The sequence below is a fragment of the Povalibacter sp. genome (assembly GCF_036735925.1).
Taxonomy (GTDB): Bacteria; Pseudomonadota; Gammaproteobacteria; order Steroidobacterales; family Steroidobacteraceae; genus Steroidobacter.
The window spans coordinates 31,746-49,752 of sequence record NZ_DAINNK010000006.1; the positions used below are offsets into that span (position 1 = coordinate 31,746).

An 18,007-nucleotide genomic window follows, 5' to 3' on the forward strand; every position below is an offset into this window, starting at 1 on the left:
TGCTGCAGGGCATGACGTTCGCGCTGTGCTATCGCACGCGTCCGTACGGCGACGATCCCAACCAGTGCATCTTCGAGTCGTATGCGCTGGAGCGTTTTCCCGAAGGCCAGGAGCCGAAGACCGAGTGGGTCTATGCGGAACCGACGGCAGAGAAGTGGGGCATGGTGCTGGCGCAGGACTTCTCCAACATGTGCGAAGTGCAGAAGGGCATGAAGTCGCGCGGTTTCCGCGGCACGCTGCCGAATCCGCACCAGGAACAGAAGGTGACGAACTTCCACCGCAACCTGGCGACGTTCATGGGCACGGGCGCACCGCGCAAGCTCAAGTAGCGCGATTCGACCGATCCGGTGCCGCGCGCCTGCGCGGCCTTCGCCGTCGGCGACGAATGTTTTCTGGCGACAATATCGAGTGAGACCTGACCATGGCCGTGAAAGTCTATGAACGAATCCTGCAGCTTTTCGAAGCGGAGGGCGTCAACACGCTGTTCGGCATTCCTGATCCGAACTTCGTTCATATGTTCTGGGAGGCGGAGAAGCGCGGCTGGACGGTCATCGCGCCGCACCACGAAGCGGCTGCGGGCTTCATGGCGGAAGCCGCTTCGCGCATCACGGGCAAGCCGGCGCTGGCCATCGGCACGCTCGGCCCCGGCATCGCCAATGCGGCGCCGGCCATTCAATGTGCTTTGGTCGAGAACTCGCCCGTCATTTTCCTGAGCGGTCAGCGCGCGCGCGTCACCGAGCAGCGCGTGCGTCGCGGCCGCATCCAGTTCGTGAAACAGATGCCGCTGTTCGAGAACTCGGTGAAGTACGCCGCGTCGATCGAATACGCCGACCAGACCGACGAAATCATCCGCCAGGCGATCCGCACTTCCCTGTCGGGCACGCCGGGTCCGTCCTACATCGAGTATCCCTCGCACATCATCAATGAAGATCTGGACGTGCCGGAGCCGCTGGCGCCGTCGCGCTATCGCCTGGTCAATCAGGGTGCGGACATCGACAAGATCGCCGAGGCGGCGAAGCTGATCCGCGAAGCCAGGAACCCGATCCTGCTGGTCGGTCACGGCGTTCATACGTCGCGCACCGGCGCAGCGGTGAAGGAACTCGCGCTGTTGATGAACTGCCCGGTCGTGCAGACCTCGGGCGGCACCTCGTTCATCAAGGGCCTCGAAGACCGCACGTTCCAGTACGTGTTCCAGGACGCCACGCTCGAAGTCGTCGAAGAGTCCGACCTGGTGCTGGCGCTGGGTACCGAACTGGGCGAGCCGGTGCACTACGGCCGCTGGCGCTACTGGCAGAAGAACGAAGGCATCCGCAAGTGGATCTATGTCGAGCAGGATGCGTCCGCCATCGGCGTGAATCGTCCGATCGACGTGCCGCTGGTCGGCGATCTGCGCGGCGTCGTGCCGCAGCTCGTCGCCGCGCTCAAGGACACGCCGCGCCAGCCGGCGCCGATGCTCGCCAAGTACATGAAGGACTGCCAGGCCGAGATCGAATCGTGGGCTGCGGAATCGCTGAAGAAGAGCGACGGCACCGCGGGCACGCCGATCCACACCTCGCGCTTCGTGGTCGAAGCGACCAAGGCGTTCCCGAAGGACGGCATCCTGATCCGCGATGGCGGCGCCACGGTGATCTTCCAGTGGACCTACTCGCAGTGCAAACCGCAGGACGTCATCTGGAACCAGAACTTCGGCCACATCGGCACCGGCCTGCCGTATGCGACGGGCGCGATGCTGGCCGATCAGGCGGCGACCAGGAAGAAGCGTCCCGGCATGCTGATCACCAGCGACTCGTCGTTCCTGTTCCACATCGGCGAACTGGAAACGGCGGTGCGCACCCAGCTGCCGCTGGTCTGCGTGGTCGGCGTCGATTACCAGTGGGGCCTGGAAGTCGGCGTGTACAAGCGCACGTTCGGCATCGGCAAGACGACCGAGACCGGCACGCACTGGGGCAAGCTGCGCTTCGACAAGATCGGCGAAGGTTTCGGCTGTCACGGCGAGTACGTCACCCGGGCGGAAGATATCGGCCCGGCGATCCAGCGCGCGTATGCGAGCGGCAAGGTCGGCGTGGTCCACGTCGACATCGATCCGAAGGCGAATTCGGAGGAGATGCCGAAGTACGAGAAGTTCCGGACGTGGTATGCCGAAGGCACGCAGTGATCGGGCGCCGCCCTGTGGGGCCGGCTTTAGCCGGCCTTTTGGAGTCAGGCTAAAGCCTGACCTACAACAGGAAGAAGCAGATCGGAAACATGAGGGGATGACGAAATGCGCGACTATCTGAAGTTCTACATCGACGGCAAGTGGGTCGACCCGGTCGACGCGAGGACACTCAACGTCATCGATCCCGCGACTGAAGAAGTCAGCGGCAGGATCGCCAACGGCTCCGCCGCCGACGTCGACCGGGCCGTAAAGGCCGCGCGCAAGGCGTTCGTCCCCTGGTCGCAGAGCACGCGCGAAGAACGTCTGAAGCTGCTGCAGCGCATCGCCGAGGAATACCAGAAACGCGCGGGCGATCTGGCGGCTGCGATCACCGAGGAAATGGGCGCGCCGGCAGCGCTCGCCGGCGGCTTCCAGGTCGGACTCGGCATCGGGCATCTGAACACCGCCATCGAGATCCTCCAGAACTTCAAGTTCGAAGAGCAGCGCGGCGGCACGCTGCTGGTGAAGGAGCCGATCGGCGTGTGCGGACTCATCACGCCGTGGAACTGGCCGATGAACCAGATCGCGGTCAAGGTGTTCCCGGCGCTCGCGACCGGCTGCACCGTGATCCTCAAGCCGTCGGAAGTCTCGCCGTACTCCGGCCAGATCTTCGCCGAGATCATGCACGCGGCGGGCACGCCGGCCGGCGTATTCAACCTGATCCAGGGCGATGGTCCGAATGTCGGCGTGCCGATGTCCGTACATCCCGACATCGACATGATCTCCTTCACGGGTTCGACGCGTGCCGGCGTCGAGATCGCGAAGAACGCCGCGGCAACGGTGAAGCGCGTGGCGCAGGAACTGGGCGGCAAGAGCCCGAACATCGTGCTCGACGACTCGGCATTCGCCGCGAACGTCGCCGGCGGCGTCGCGTCGATGATGGGCAACTCCGGCCAGACCTGCAGCGCGCCCTCGCGCATGCTGGTGCCGAAGGCTCGCATGGAAGAAGCCATCCGCATCGCACGCGAAGCGGCGGCGCAGGTGACGGTCGGCGATCCGAAGGGCAACTTCGCCATCGGTCCGGTCGTGTCGAAGAATCAGTTCGAGAAGATCCAGTCGCTGATCCGCAAGGGCATCGAGGAAGGTGCGACGCTGGTGGCCGGCGGTCCGGGTCGTCCGGACGGCCTGAGCAAGGGCTACTTCGTGAAGCCCACGGTGTTCGGCAATGTGAAGAACGAGATGACCATTGCGCGCGAGGAGATCTTTGGACCGGTGCTCACCATCCTCGGCTACGACGACATCGACGATGCGATCCGGATCGCCAACGACACCGAGTACGGTCTCGCCGGTTTCGTGAACGGTGCCGACATGGAGAAGGCCCGCGCCGTGGCGCGTCGCATCCGTGCGGGCGCGGTGTACATCAACAACGGCTTCGATTTCTGCGCGCCCTTCGGCGGCTTCAAGAAGAGCGGCAACGGCCGCGAGTGGGGCGAGTTCGGCTTCCACGAGTACGTGGAGACGAAGGCGATGCCGGGCTACGCGCCGGCCTGATCTTCTCCTGTAGGTCAGGCTTCAGCCTGACTTCTTGAAGCCGGCTGAAGCCGGCCCCACAGGAAGAACGAGCTCACTCCGAATCGATCTCTCCCGACAACTGATTCGACAGCGACTGTGCCGAGGCGAGCAGGGCGTTCTGCAGCGTCGGCAGTCCCGCGCGCTTCAGTGCGCTGCCGATGCCGAGCGCGACGAGCGCATGACTGAGTTTGCCGCGTGCACGGAACACCGGTGCGGCCACCACCGTGACGCCCGCGATGTAATTGCCCGCATCCACGGCAAATCCCTGTTCGCGCGTCTGGCGCACCTGCGCCTTCCACTCCTCGAAGGTCGGCGGTTCGTCCCAGCGCAGCTTCTTGAAGCGGCCTTCGAGATCGTTCTCGTCCTGATCGCCGAACGCGGCGATGCAGCGGCCGGTAGCGCTGATGAGTGCCGGGAAGCGGCTGCCGATCTGGGTGCTGAGCTGGAAGTTCTGGCTCGACTGCGACGTCGCCACCACGATGATGTGGTCGAGGCCGACGATGTGCACGCCGAGTACGGTGAGATCGAACGTGCGGCTGATGCGATCGAGTGCCGGTTGCGCGAGATCGTTGAAACGATTGCGGCGCAGCCAGTGGCGCGCGAGCGTGAGCACGCCGGCCTCCAGCGAGTAGCGCTTGGTGTCGGGATCGAACGAAACGAATTCTTCCGCGACCAGTGCGCGCAGCACGTGCAGACAGGTGCTCGGCACCAGGCCGAGTTCGCGCGCGATGGTCTGCACGCCGAGCGGCGTATCGCTCTTGCCGAGCAGCCGCAGCACGGCTGCGGCCCGCGAAATGGCAGGGGCTTTGCTGGCTCGCACGGCAATCGCGAGTTCGCGGTCGGGCGAGTTCATGCGCTGGCGCTTGGTGTCCATGTCGATGATCCGGCTGTCGAGGATGTTCTATATATCGAATAACGTTCTATATTTGCAATAGGCGGGATCGGTATGGCATGTTGCCGGCGCCTCGAAAAACCTTCCGGACCATGCCCAAGCTCACCGACTACACCAGCTATGCGGATGCCCAGCAGCACGCCAGTTCGAAGGCGTTGTGGGATCTGTTCGACGGCAATATCGAGTATCTGAACATCGCGCACGAATGCATCACGCGACATGCGGATGGTTCGGGTCGCACCGCCGTACGCATCGCGCATGCCGACGGCACGGATGAAATCCTGAGCTTCGACGCCATTGCCGCCGGCTCCGCGCGCTTCGCGCACTGGCTGGTGGCGAACGGCATCCAGCCGGGCGATCGCATCGCGTTCATGCTCGATCCGTCGCTGTCGTTCTACATCAGCCTGTTCGGCGCGACGATGACGGGCGCGATCAGCGTGCCGCTGTTCACGCTGTTCGGGCTCGATGGCCTGCGCCTGCGCATCGACGACTGCAAGCCGCAGCTGCTGATCACGAATGCGGAGAAGGCGTCGATGGCCCGCCAGGTCGAAGGCCTGCGCGTCGTCGTCGCCGATGCGGACCTGATCGAAGAGATCTCGCACTTCCCTGCGACGTTCGAGACGAAGACGCGCGCCAGCGATCTGGCGGTGTTCCAGTACACCTCGGGCACGACGCGCGAACTGCCTGCCGCGGTCAGGCACACGCACAAGGCGCTGGTGACGTTGATGTTCGCGGCGCTGTACGGCACCGGCATCCGGCCGGGCGATGAGTTTTTCTGTCCGTCATCGCCGGCGTGGGGTCATGGCCTGTGGCACGGCACGCTCGCGCCGCTCGGCCTCGGCGTCGCCACCGGCACGTTCTCGGGCAAGTTCGACGCAGTGCGGCTCATGAAGGCGCTGTCGGATTTCAGGATCACCAACATGTCGGCCGCTGCGACCCACTATCGCATGATGAAAAACTCCGGCCGGGCAGGGGAATTCAGGTTTCATTTCAGGAAGCTGTCGTACACGGGCGAGCCGATCGATCCGGCGACGCTCGAGTTCATCGACCGGACCTTCCACGTGCCTGCGTGCAGCATGTACGGCACGACGGAAATCGGCGTGGTGCTGGTCAACTATCCGGGTGCGACCGACTACGTAGTGAAGCCGGGCTCGCTCGGCAAATCGGTGCCGGGCCTCAAGCTGCAGGTGCAGAAGCCCGATGGCACGCCGACCGAACCCGGCGTCGTCGGCGAACTCATGCTCTGGAAGCGCGATCACTGGGAGACCACCAAGGATCTCGCGAAGATCGACGCGGACGGTTACTTCTATCACTGCGGCCGCGCCGACGACGTCATCATTTCCGCCGGCTGGACCATGAGCGCGGTGGAGATCGAGAACACGCTGCTCAAGCATCCGAACGTGAAGGAGGCGGCGGTCATCGGCGTAGCCGACGAAACGCGCGGCCAGGTCGCCAAAGCCTTCATCGTCAGCGATCGGGTGGCGAGCGACGAATTCATGGACGAACTGAAGAAGTTCACGCGCGAGCGTCTCAGCCAGCACGAATTCCCGCGCCAGTTCGCCTTCGTCAGCGAACTGCCGAAGACGCCGGCCGGCAAGGTGCATCGCAAGGTTCTGCGCGATCGCGAAGCTGCCGCTGCCGCGACTGCCCATTGAGATTCGAAGGAGATATCCATGTCATCGGTCATGAAAGAGAGCACCGACAAGTTCCCCAAGATCACCGAGGAAGGTCTTGCCGAGCTGCGCCAGCGCATCGGCGTGAAGATCGAGAAGACGGTCGAGCCGTGGAACTACGAAGCGACGCGCGATGCGATCCGTCACTACGCGCACGGCATCGGCGACGACAATCCGCTGTGGTGCGATCCGGCCTATGCCGACAGGAGCGTGCACGGCTCGATCCTGGCGCTGCCGAGCTTCCTGTTCACGACCAGCCGCATCATTTCCGGCTACTGCGGCGGCCTGTCGGGCGTGCACGCGATGTGGGCCGGCGCGGACTGGACCTGGTACAAGCACGTGCGTCGCAACGATGCGATCAGCACGCAGGCGCACCTGAAGGATCTGATCGAGCACAAGACCAGGTTCGCCGGTCGCGCCTTTCAGCAGATCTATCACGTGGAGTTCTTCAATCAGTCGGGCGACCGCGTGGCCGAAGCCGACAGCTGGGTGTTCCGCACCGATCGCGACGAAGCGCGCGAGCGCGGCACCAAGTACACCGACGCCCGCGGTCGTGTCGAACGGTTTACCGATGAGCAGCTCGCCGGGTTCTACGAGCTCTACGAGAACGAAGAAATCCGCGGCTCGAACAAGCGCTACTGGGATGACGTGAAGGAAGGCGAAGCGCTGCCGCGCATGATGAAGGGCCCGATGACGGTCACCGGCTTCATCTGCTACGCGCAGGGCTGGGGTGGTCTCTACATCCGCGCCAACAAGCTCGCCTGGCAGATGCAGCAGAAGCATCCGGGCACGGGCATCAAGAACCGCTTCGGCGTGCCGGACTGCCCGGAGCGCGTGCACTGGGATGAAGACTTCGCGCTGCAGGTCGGCGCCCCCGGTGCGTACGACTACGGTCCGGAACGCTGCTCGTGGCTGACGCACCAGCTCACCAACTGGATGGGCGACGATGGCTTCCTGCACAAGAGCAAGTGCCAGATCCGTCGTCACAATCCCGACGGCGACGTGATCGTCATCGACGGCACCGTGACCCGCAAGTTCGTGGAGAACGGCAAGCACTTCGTCGAGATCGCGCAGAACGCGCAGACGCATCGCGGTGAAGCGTCGGCGCACGGGTCGGCGATCGTCGAGCTGCCGAAGCGCGGTTGAGATTTGCGCAACGGTTGACTGGGGGCTTCTTCTTGTGGGTCAGGCTTCAGCCTGACTCTGAAAGAGGCCGGCTGAAGCCGGCCCCACAGCAAGAGAGTCATTGGTCACAAGGTGGAATGGGGGAACGTTCAATGTCCGAACTCCGCTTCGATGATCGCGTCGCCGTCATCACCGGCGCAGGCCGCGGTCTCGGTCGCGCGTATGCGCTGCTGCTTGCCGCGCGCGGAGCAAGGATTGTCGTCAACGATCTCGGCGTCAGCCTGAAAGGCGAGGGCGGCGATGCCGGCCCGGCCGAAGACGTCGTGCGTGAGATCAAGGCGGCCGGCGGACAGGCCATCGCCAACACCGATTCGGTGGCGACGCCGGCAGGCGGCAAAGCCGTCATCCAGTCGGCGCTCGATCACTTCGGTCGCATCGACATCCTGATCCACAATGCCGGCATCGTGCGCCGCGGCTCGCTGGAAGAACTGTCGTATGAGGATTTCGAGCGGGTGCTCGACGTGCACCTGCGCGGCGGCTTCCACGTCGTGCGCCCGGCGTTTCCCCTCATGGCGAAGGCGGGCTATGGCCGCATCGTGATGACGTCCTCGATCAACGGTCTTTACGGCAACGCCAACGTCGTGAACTACAGCGTCGCCAAGGCAGGACTGATCGCGCTCTCGAATGTCGCAGCGCTCGAAGGCGCGGCCAAGGGCATCAAGAGCAATGCCATCATTCCCGCCGCCGTGACGCGCATGTCCGAAGGCGTCGACACCAGCGCCTTCCCGCCGATGGATCCGGAACGGGTGGCGCCGGCCGTGGCGTATCTCGCGCACGAGAACTGCGCGATGACGGGCGAGCTGCTGATTTCCGCGGCCGGCCGGGTCGCGCGGGCATTCCCCGCGGAATCGCGCGGTGTGTATCGATCCGCATGGACGATCGAGGACATCGCGGCGAATATCGATGCCATCCGCAGCACGGCCTCGCCGGAAGTCTTTTCGGTCGTGCCGCACGGCCACATCGATCATCTGCGTTACAGCTTTGCAATGACCAAAGGCAGCGCGGGCAAGTAAGGAGCGTTCGAAGCGTGTCTACCATTCAGTCCCGGCTGGAAGTTCGCGGCACCGAGTTTGGCGCGAACGGCAAGGCCATGCGCGACCTGGTCGCCGATCTGCGCGCGCGCGTCGCGGAAGTCATGCAGGGCGGCGGCGAAGCGGCGCGCGCCAGGCACACCGCGCGCGGCAAGCTGCTGCCGCGCGAACGCATCCGTCAGCTGCTCGATCCGGGTTCGCCGTTTCTCGAACTGTCGCAGCTCGCTGCCTACAAGGTGTACGAGGACAACGTGCCCTCGGCCGGCGTCATCACCGGCATCGGCCGCATCTCGGGACAGGAATGCATCATCGTCGCCAACGATGCGACGGTGAAGGGCGGCACGTACTACCCGCTGACGGTCAAGAAGCATCTGCGGGCACAGGAGATCGCCGCGCAGAACCGCCTGCCGTGCATCTACCTGGTCGACAGCGGCGGCGCGTTCCTGCCGGCGCAGGACGACGTGTTTCCGGACCGCGAGCACTTCGGCCGCATCTTCTTCAATCAGGCGAACCTGTCAGCCGCGGGCATTCCGCAGATCGCCGTCGTGATGGGCAGCTGCACCGCCGGCGGTGCGTATGTGCCTGCGATGTCGGATGAAGCCGTGATCGTGCGCAACCAGGGCACGATCTTCCTCGGCGGTCCGCCGCTGGTGCGCGCCGCGACTGGCGAAGTCGTCTCAGCCGAAGACCTGGGCGGCGCCGACGTGCACTCGCGCATCTCGGGCGTCACCGACCACTACGCGCTGGACGATCCGCATGCACTCGCCATCACGCGCCGCATCGTCGGCAACCTCAATCGCACGAAACAGATTTCGCTGCAGACCGCGCCTCCGGAAGAACCGCTGTATCCGGCCGAGGAACTGTACGGAATCATTCCGGTCGATTCGCGCCAGCCCTTCGACGTGCGCGAAGTGATCGCGCGCGTGGTCGACGGCAGCCGTCTCGATGAGTTCAAGCCGCTGTACGGCACGACGCTGGTGTGCGGCTTCGCGCGCCTGTTCGGCTATCCGGTCGGGATCATTGCGAACAACGGCATTCTTTTCAGCGAGTCGGCACTCAAGGGCGCGCACTTCGTCGAGCTGTGCTGCCAGCGCGGCATTCCGCTGGTGTTCCTGCAGAACATCACCGGCTTCATGGTCGGCCGCAAGTACGAATCCGGCGGCATTGCGAAGGACGGCGCCAAGATGGTGACGGCCGTGGCCTGCGCCAGGGTGCCGAAGCTCACGGTCGTGATCGGCGGTTCGTTCGGCGCAGGAAATTACGCGATGAACGGCCGCGCCTATGCGCCGTGCTTCCTGTGGATGTGGCCGAACTCGCGCATCTCGGTGATGGGCGGCGAACAGGCCGCCGCCGTGCTCGCGCAGGTGAAGCGCGACAATCTCAAGGGCAAGTCCTGGAGCGCCGAGGAAGAAGAGGCGTTCAAGGAGCCGATCCGCAGACAATACGAAACCCAGGGACACCCGTACTATGCCAGCGCGCGGCTGTGGGACGACGGCATCATCGATCCGGTCGACACGCGCAGGGTGCTCGGACTCGGTCTCTCGGCGGCGCTCAATGCGCCGATCGAGAAGACCCAGTTCGGCGTGTTCCGGATGTAGGGTGGATGCGCTTTCCGCCGCCGCCCCCCTCCCTAACCCTCCCCCGCTTCGCGGAGGAGGGAATCAGACGTCGGTCGGGAGTTGAGCGTACTCATGAGCCTATTCGAAAAGATCCTGATCGCGAATCGCGGCGAGATCGCGGTCCGTGTGATCCGCACGGCACATCGCCTCGGCATTCGCACGGTCGCCGTCCATTCGGAAGCCGACGCGGGCGCGATGCATGTCGAGATGGCGGATGAAGCCGTCTGCATCGGGCCGGCCCCGGCGGCCGAGAGCTATCTGCGCGGCGAGGCGATCCTCGACGTGGCGCGTCGCACCGGCGCGCAGGCGATTCATCCCGGCTACGGTTTTCTTTCCGAGAATGCGCCGTTCGCCAAGGCGTGCGCCGAGGCGGGCGTGGTCTTCATAGGTCCGCCGATCGATGCGATCCGCGTGATGGGTTCGAAAGCGGATTCCAAGCGCGTGATGACCACGGCGGGCGTGCCGCTGGTGCCGGGTTATCACGGCGCCGCGCAGGATCTGCAGACGTTCCGCAGCGAAGCCGACCGGATCGGCTATCCCGTGCTGGTCAAGGCATCCGCAGGCGGCGGCGGCAAGGGCATGCGCGTCGTCACTGCCGCCGCGGATCTCGAAGCAGCGATTGCCGGCGCCAAGCGCGAATCGCTGGCGTCGTTCCGCGATGACACGCTGCTGCTGGAGAAATACCTGACCCAGCCGCGTCATGTCGAAATCCAGGTGTTCGCCGATACGCACGGCCACTGCATCTATCTGTTCGAGCGCGACTGTTCGCTGCAGCGCCGGCACCAGAAAGTCATCGAGGAAGCGCCCGCGCCGGCGTTGCCGGATGCGCTGCGCAAACGCATCGGCGAAGCCGCCGTAGCCGCCGCACGTGCGGTCGACTACGTCGGCGCCGGCACGGTCGAGTTCATGTACGCGGGCGGCGAGTTCTATTTCATCGAGATGAACACGCGTCTGCAGGTCGAGCATCCGGTGACGGAAATGATCACCGGCCAGGACCTGGTCGAATGGCAGTTGCGCGTCGCTGCCGGGGAGACGCTGCCGCTGACGCAGGATCAGCTCACGCGTCGCGGTCATGCGTTCGAAGCGCGCCTGTACGCGGAAGATCCGCAACGCGAGTTCCTGCCGGCCATCGGCCGCCTCACGCATCTCGAACCGCCGGCGCAGAACCCGCACGTGCGCGTCGATACCGGCGTGCGTTCGGGCGACGAGATCTCGATGTACTACGACCCGATGATCGCCAAGCTGATCGTCTGGGACGAAGATCGCACGTCCGCACTGCGCCGATTGCGCAACGCACTGGCCGACTATCAGATCGCCGGCCTCACGACGAACATCGAATTCCTGGGGGCCATAGCCGCGCATCCGGCTTTCGAAGCGTGCGAGATCGACACCGGGTTCATCGAGCGGCACAAGGCCGACCTCATTCCCGAGGAATCGCGCACGCCGGAAGAAATCCTGTCACTGGCCGCGCTGGCCTTCCTGCTGCGTCAGTCGGCCGAAGCGCACGACGGCGCCCGCGCGCTGATCGATCCGCATTCGCCGTGGCATGACGTGACCGGCTGGAACCTCAATACCGACAGCCACTACGACCTGCGTCTGAGGGACGCCGGCGAGCTGCGTCGCATCACGCTGCAGTTCCGCAGCAACGGCCATGAGGTCGTCGTGCACGACGGTCGCACGGTGAAGGCGTCGAACGTGACGCTCGAGAACGATCTGCTGAGCGCCACGCTCGACGGCGTGCGTCATCGCGCGACGATCGTCTTTGCGGGCGGCTCGCTCACGCTGTTCACGGGCGGTCGCACGTGGGAAATGAAACTGGACGATCCGCTCGCGCGCGCCGAAGAACAGGAAGGCGGCTCGGGCCGTATCGTGGCGCCGATGCCGGGCGCGGTAGTCGCTGTGCTCGTCGCCGAAGGGCAGGCGGTGGAAAAGAATCAGCCGCTGATGGTGATCGAGGCCATGAAGATGGAACACACGCTGCGTGCGCCGGCAGCCGGCAAGGTCGCGAAGCTGAAAGTCGCGAAGGGCGATCAGGTGACCGAGGGCGTGGAGCTGGTAACTCTCGACGGTTGAAGGGACGGGCGGCTGAGGACCGGAGAATCAGGGAGAAGAAGAATTTCCACGGGGGAGGAATGGGAACACGGGGAGCACGGGGAAAAAATTCTCTCTCTTAAGGCCCCGTGCTCCCCGTGTTCCCCGTGGAAATTTATTCTTCCTCTTTTGATTTACTTCAGCTTCTTCGGCGATCCCGTTCCCATGTACTTCGCCAGATTGCGATGCAGGTTCGCCGTCGTGCGTTCCATGTACGGATTCGGTCGCGGGCCCTTGAAGCCGAGCGACTTCATGCCCTGCTGCACGGCCGCCATGTTCGAGAAATCCTGGCTCAGCACATAGCACCAGGCTTCGGCGGTTGCCGGCGAGAACTGCCACGGCGTCTGCGGTTCCTGGCCTTGCGGATACAGCTCGTACACCGCGCCTTCGAAGATGCACTTGTCCGGATCGTAACCGTACGGCCGCGCGCTGTAGCACAGCATGTTGTTCACGGCGTGTCCGATCTGGAAATTCGGAAACACCTGCCACGCCGTGCCGCTCTTGCCGACGTGCTGCGGATCGACGGTCGGCCACACGACACCGCGCGCTTCATCGTCGCGTCGCGCCGATGCCAGCCAGTGCTTGAGCACCTGATCGCCCGGTGTGCCTTCGGGAAGCTCGTCTTTCAGGCGCAGCGCCGCGTTCACCAGCGTCTGGGTGGTGTTGGTGTTCGCCTTCTCCCACGTATAGGTCTGCATTTCCGCAGTCGACAGCCGCGGATCGCCGCTCGAACCCAGGCGCAGCTTCGCCTGCTGGTTCGCATCCATGTCCTTCGGTGCTTCGTAACCGATGTGGCTGTGCCTGCCGTGAGCACGCGCCCAGCCGCGGAAAGAGCCGTACTTGTTGAATTCGGGGTGCGTCGTCTCGACGTGGTAGGTCTCGTTGAATGCCTCCATCGCGACCTTCCAGTTGCAGTCGAAGATGCCCCACTTGCGCCAGCGCACGCGCATGTTCTGCAGCTGGAAAGGATCGAGCATATCCGGAATCACGCCGAGGTATTCGCGCAGCGACTCCGATTGCGGATCCATGTTCACCCAGATCCAGCCGCCCCAGGTGTCGTGCTTCACTTCCGCCAGATGCGTGTTCTCGGCCGTGAGACAGCCCTGCCAGTCGTCCTTCTGCGGAATGTGGGTGTTGTTGCCGTCGAGATCGAAGCGCCAGCCGTGATAGGCGCAGATGAACATCTTCTTCTTGCCGCAGCCGTTGCGTTCGCCAGCCGGCGTATCGACGAGGCGGCGGCCGCGATGCGGGCAGACGTTGTGGAACGCCTTGATCCTGTCGGTCGCGGTGCGCACCACGACGATCGAGTCGTCGAGGATTTCGAAAGTGAGGTAGCTGCCGACGTCGGCGAGGTCTTCGAGTCGACCGGCCTGCAGCCACACCTTGCGCCACAGCCTGTCGCGTTCGGCGCGCGCATATTCAGGAGAGGTGTACGCCTCGACCGGAATCGCTACCGGCTCGACGATGTCTTCGGCAGTGAGGGCGGTGTCTTTGAGGATTTCGACTGGCTTGGGCATGGCGTGTTCGACGTCGTTGATGGCGTTTATTTGTACGGACAAATACGTCGTAAATGCCGAGATATTCGGTTAGTTTCGTTATAAACGAATGAAGGAGTCGAAGTACAGGCTATAGGTTGTCTGGACTGGATGGGTTGAGCGAAGAAGTCAGGCTGAAGCCTGACCCACAGGAAGAAACAGAAGGCGTCTGCCCCTTACGCCGGCTTTACGACGAGCACGCTGCCTTCGGCGTCCGCGGAAACGTAGAGCGTGCCGTCGCTGCCGGCCGCGATGCCCGCGAACGGGCCCATCGGTCCCGACAGGTTGCCGATCGCCTTGAGGAATTTCGGCGTCACGCCCGCAGGCGCGCCGACGGGCAGATCGGCAACGAGCGTGCGCCGCTCGCCGCTCGCGAGGTTGTACTCGATCAGTTCCTTGAGTCCTGCATCGATGACATACAGCACGCCATTGCGCACCAGGAGGCCCTGCGGCTGTCTCAGTCCGTCGAGCACGCTTTCGGCGCGTCCGCCGCCGAGCTTCACGATGCGACCGCCCGCCGACTCCGCCACATACACGATGCCGTCCGCGCCGATCGCGACGCCCGACGGCTGCTGCAGATCGGCGGCGAGCGTTTCGACATTGCCCGACTGCGCCGACAGCACGCGGCCCGTCCCTTGCTCGGCGAACACCACTGCGTTCGCGGAGGCCGCCACGCCGTAGAGCTGATCGAAGCCGCCCGCGATCACCTGGCTTTCCGACTTCGCCGGCCAGTAGCGCGCGACATCGCCGTTCGCCGTCGTGACGACGAATTCCCCCGGCCCTGCAGCCGCAACGCCGCGCGAATATCCAGGATAGCCCGGCGAAAACAGGAAGCCCGCGCGCTCGCGTTGCCGGCCCGGCCTGATCGTGTACGAGAATGGACCGTCGGCGACATACAGCGCGCCGTCAGTTCCCATTGCGATGCCGAGCGGCCAGTTGAAACCATCCGGTACGAGATCTTTCGCCCTGCCGCCGTCGAGGAGTTCCACGACATGGCCGGAGATGTTGGAAACGAACGTGCGCCTGCCGACGAACGTCACGTTGTCGAGACCGGGCGAGAGATTCGCCAGCACCGTCTGCACGCCAGAGCGCGGATCGATGCGTAACACCTGCCCGCTGTGCACCTGCGTCGACACGATCTGGCCGTCGGCATCGAACTTCACCGAATCCGGCACGCCGAGATGGTCGGCGACTTTTTCCGGCGTGCCGCCTTCGAGGCCGACGCGCCAGATTTCATTCGTGCCCATCACCGGGATGTAGAGCTTGCCGTCCGGGCCGACGTCGAAGGCGTTGGGCATCGGCACGTTGTCGAGGATCACGCGCGGCGCGCCGCCGTTGCGATCCAGTTCCAGGATGCGTCCGCCGACGCGGCATTCGCCGGCGATCAGTCGTCCCTGATGGAAGGCGATGGGATTGGCGACCGGCATGTCGCCGCGAATGACGCGCGTGCGGCCGTTCGGCTCGCGCATGCTCACGCGTCCTTCGGTGATTTCCGTCGCGTAGAGATTGCCTTGATCGTCGAACACCAGATCGTCGGGCGCGACGATGTCGCCGCCCTTGGGGCTGATCGCTTCGATGGCGCCCGTGTCCGGATCGACCGCGGTGATCTGGCTGCCGGAGACCTGCGCCACGTAGATGCGGCCATCGGGTCCGGTGCGCAGACCGTTGGCGCCGAACAGGCGGCTCGGCGGCGTCAGGCGTTGCAGTGTCCACCCGTCGGCACAGCGGCTCGTTGCTGCGGCGGTATAGCGGCCGTGGTCGGACGACATCCGGAATCTCCTGCGCGGACTTGAACGGGGCGCATACCGTACTGCACTTCCCTGTCCTGGATAAACCGCGGCGTCCATGATTTGTCTGGACAGATTTGAACTGCGCACCTTTAATTCGCGCCATGTCGCCGAAAGCCCGATCGAAGTCGTCCAGGAGCACGTCACGCCGTCGGAATACGCAGGACGAAGACCCGCTCTACCTGCAGGTGGCGCGCACCCTGAAGAAGGAGATCGTCGACGGCACGTTTCCCGTCGGTTCGCTCCTGCCGACGGAGGACGATCTGTGCCGCCGTTTCTCCGTGAGCCGCTACACGGTGCGCGAGGCGTTGCGGCGCTTGCGCGACGACCACCTGGTCGCGTCGCGGCAGGGGGCGGGCACGATCGTCGTGCCGCGACAGTCCCCGGGCGCCTATGCCCAGGACGTCATGTCGATCAACGATCTGGTCTCGTGGGCCGCCGGCCGGCGCTTCGTCATCGAATCCATGCAGATGATGGAGATCGATGCCGAACTCGCGGCGCGCAGCGGGCTGGCGCGGGGCCAGCAATGGCTGGTCGTGCGCGGCTACGGACATGCGGAAGGCGCCGACTGTCCGTTCTGCTGGGCCGAGTACTTCATCCATCAGGACTACGCGGCGGTCGGCCGGCTGCTGCCGCGCCACAGCGGCCCGATCTTTCCGCTGATCGAAGACCTGTTCGGCCAGAGCGTCGTCGAAGTGCATCAGGAATTCGGCGCCACGCTCATGCCGCCGGCGCTGGCGCAGGGACTCAAGGTCGCTGCAGGAACCGCAGCGCTCGAAGTGCGGCGCTCCTACAAGACGTCCGACGGCCAGATCGCCCAGGTGACGGTCAGCATCCATCCCGCCGCCCGCTTCCGCCATTCGACGACGCTGCGGCGCGTAAAGGGCTAGTCGTCAGGGCAACCCTGAGATTCGCCGCCGCCTATTGGCACGGGCCGGGGGAAGGGGGCTAACATGCCGCACCGCCCGGATTCATCCGGACGAGTTGTTGCAGGTATCGAACGCGCGTTGCTGCTGCTCCTTGTCGGTCAGGCTTTCCCGCGGGATTTCCTTCGGTCACAGCCTGACCTCCCCGGCCGGCTGAAGCCGGCCCCACAGGACGAGCGAATCGGCTACGAGAGGGTTTTGCACATGATGAAGCGGGGGAAGCACGATCGTGCCGGTGTGCGCAAAAGGAATGTCGCACCCTCGATGATTCTGCCTCGGTCCCTGGCCGATGACACGGCGCGGGTGCGTACCGATTCGCTGCGCGGCTTCAAGGAACTGGTGACGGAACTCGGTGGCGATCCGCTCGCGCTGATCGACGGCGCCGGCATCGATGCTGCACTCGTCGATCGCACGGGCGGAGAGATTCCTTACCGGCAGATGGTGCAGCTGCTGGAAACTGCCGCGACCCAGCTCGCCTGTCCGGACTTCGGCCTGCGTCTCGCTGCACTGCATGCGGCGCAGGGCGCCACCAAGGTACTCGGACCGCTCGACGTCGCGATGCGCAATTCGCCGACGCTCGGCGATGCGTATCGCTACTGTGCCGAGCATCTCAATGCCTACAGCAGCGCCACGCAGATCTGTTTCGAGAAGCTGCCGGACGATCCGCGCGTCTTCATGCTGTTCGAGATCATGCTGGTCGGCGGCCTGCACCAGCGCCAGTCCGTCGAGCACGCGCTGGCCCTGACCCAGCACGGCATTCATGCCATCAGCAAGGGCCAGGCTCGCGCGCGCGAAGTCTGGTTCACGCACGAACCGCTCGCGCCGCTCGCCACCTATCGCGCCGCCTTCAATGCCACGGTGCGCTTCGGCCAGAGCATGAACGGTCTGCTGTTCGATCAGCAGGACTGCGACCTGCCGCTGCCGGACACCGATCCGCAGCTCTACGAAATGGCGACGAGCTTCATCGACAACCGCTTCCCCACCGCCGCCATGCCGCTGCGCACGCGCGTGCGCATCAACATCGCGCGCCTGCTGGTGGAAGGTAACTGCACGCAGGAACACGTTGCGTCCGCCCTCGGACTGCATCCGCGCACGCTGCAGCGCCGCCTGCGCGACGAGGGCGAATCGTTCGAAGCCATCAAGGACGCGGTGCGCCGCGACGTGGCGCTGCGCTACCTGCAGCAGCCCGATGTCTCGCTGGTGCGGGTGACGGAAATCCTCGGCTACTCGGAAACGTCCGTGCTGTCGCGCAGCTGCCTGCGCTGGTTCCATGCGTCGCCGCGCGAACTGCGCAGCGGCTTGAGCCGCACTAACTAGAGGATCTCTGCCTGTAGGTCAGGCTTTAGCCTGACTCCTCAGAAGCCGGCTTCAGCCCAATGGCACTGCATTAATGGTTTTCTGCGTTGCGCGCCTCTGGTCTGATCCCCTCCTCCGCGAAGCGGGGGAGGGTTAGGGTGGGGGCATCAACGCAAACTGCGCTGCTTGACTCGACACCCCCATCCTGTCCTTCCCCCGCTACGCGGAGGAAGGGACGCTCGATTCGACCTCATCTCAATCCTTCG

The 18,007-nt window shown here is 64.6% G+C and carries 13 protein-coding genes; 10 read left to right on the plus strand and 3 right to left on the minus strand.

Features of this window, described 5'->3' with window-relative positions; translation table 11 throughout:
* From V7D81_RS03555 to V7D81_RS03565, 3 genes are all read left to right on the plus strand, one after another.
* Positions 1-329, plus strand: a 329-nt coding sequence (locus V7D81_RS03555; RefSeq protein ID WP_324314532.1) for an SRPBCC family protein, incomplete at its 5' end; no start/stop codon positions are given.
* A gap of 92 nt (positions 330-421) precedes the next feature.
* On the plus strand, positions 422-2,155 hold the full coding sequence (locus V7D81_RS03560; protein ID WP_324314533.1) for a thiamine pyrophosphate-binding protein: 1,734 nt from the start codon (positions 422-424) through the stop codon (positions 2,153-2,155).
* A 105-nt stretch (positions 2,156-2,260) separates the two neighbouring features.
* A complete protein-coding gene (locus V7D81_RS03565) occupies positions 2,261-3,685 on the plus strand; it encodes an aldehyde dehydrogenase family protein (protein WP_324314534.1) in 1,425 nt (474 codons plus the stop codon).
* 73 nt (positions 3,686-3,758) lie between these two features.
* On the opposite strand, the gene V7D81_RS03570 is transcribed toward V7D81_RS03565, so the two are convergent.
* Positions 3,759-4,580, minus strand: a complete 822-nt coding sequence (locus tag V7D81_RS03570) for an IclR family transcriptional regulator (protein WP_324314535.1) — start codon at positions 4,578-4,580, stop codon at positions 3,759-3,761.
* Positions 4,581-4,690: 110 nt separating this feature from the next.
* Between V7D81_RS03570 and V7D81_RS03575 the strand changes: the two genes are divergently transcribed.
* The 5 genes from V7D81_RS03575 (at position 4,691) to V7D81_RS03595 (ending at position 12,179) form a co-directional block, all read left to right on the plus strand.
* Positions 4,691-6,253 carry an acyl-CoA synthetase gene (locus tag V7D81_RS03575; RefSeq protein WP_324314536.1) on the plus strand — a complete coding sequence of 521 codons (1,563 nt, stop codon included), beginning with the start codon at positions 4,691-4,693 and terminating at the stop codon, positions 6,251-6,253.
* Positions 6,254-6,271: 18 nt separating this feature from the next.
* Positions 6,272-7,417 carry an FAS1-like dehydratase domain-containing protein gene (locus V7D81_RS03580; RefSeq protein ID WP_324314537.1) on the plus strand — a complete coding sequence of 382 codons (1,146 nt, stop codon included), beginning with the start codon at positions 6,272-6,274 and terminating at the stop codon, positions 7,415-7,417.
* A gap of 131 nt (positions 7,418-7,548) precedes the next feature.
* Positions 7,549-8,469, plus strand: a complete 921-nt coding sequence (locus tag V7D81_RS03585; protein WP_324314538.1) for an SDR family NAD(P)-dependent oxidoreductase — start codon at positions 7,549-7,551, stop codon at positions 8,467-8,469.
* Positions 8,470-8,546: 77 nt separating this feature from the next.
* Positions 8,547-10,085 (plus strand): carboxyl transferase domain-containing protein, encoded by a 1,539-nt coding sequence (locus V7D81_RS03590; RefSeq protein WP_349257602.1) that lies wholly within the window; start codon positions 8,547-8,549, stop codon positions 10,083-10,085.
* A 93-nt stretch (positions 10,086-10,178) separates the two neighbouring features.
* A complete protein-coding gene (locus V7D81_RS03595) occupies positions 10,179-12,179 on the plus strand; it encodes an acetyl/propionyl/methylcrotonyl-CoA carboxylase subunit alpha (RefSeq protein WP_324314542.1) in 2,001 nt (666 codons plus the stop codon).
* A 152-nt stretch (positions 12,180-12,331) separates the two neighbouring features.
* Here V7D81_RS03595 and V7D81_RS03600 read toward each other — a convergent pair whose 3' ends face one another.
* Positions 12,332-13,714 carry an aromatic ring-hydroxylating oxygenase subunit alpha gene (locus V7D81_RS03600; RefSeq protein WP_324314543.1) on the minus strand — a complete coding sequence of 461 codons (1,383 nt, stop codon included), beginning with the start codon at positions 13,712-13,714 and terminating at the stop codon, positions 12,332-12,334.
* 194 nt (positions 13,715-13,908) lie between these two features.
* Positions 13,909-15,501: an SMP-30/gluconolactonase/LRE family protein gene (locus tag V7D81_RS03605; protein WP_324314546.1), complete on the minus strand. Its 1,593-nt coding sequence runs from the start codon at positions 15,499-15,501 to the stop codon at positions 13,909-13,911.
* 122 nt (positions 15,502-15,623) lie between these two features.
* On the opposite strand from V7D81_RS03605, the gene V7D81_RS03610 reads away from it, so the two are divergent.
* Both V7D81_RS03610 and V7D81_RS03615 read left to right on the plus strand, forming a co-directional pair.
* Positions 15,624-16,409, plus strand: coding sequence for a GntR family transcriptional regulator (locus V7D81_RS03610; protein WP_324314547.1), 786 nt, complete (start codon positions 15,624-15,626; stop codon positions 16,407-16,409).
* A gap of 300 nt (positions 16,410-16,709) precedes the next feature.
* Positions 16,710-17,762 carry an AraC family transcriptional regulator gene (locus tag V7D81_RS03615; RefSeq protein WP_324314548.1) on the plus strand — a complete coding sequence of 351 codons (1,053 nt, stop codon included), beginning with the start codon at positions 16,710-16,712 and terminating at the stop codon, positions 17,760-17,762.
* Positions 17,763-18,007: the final 245 nt, after the last annotated feature.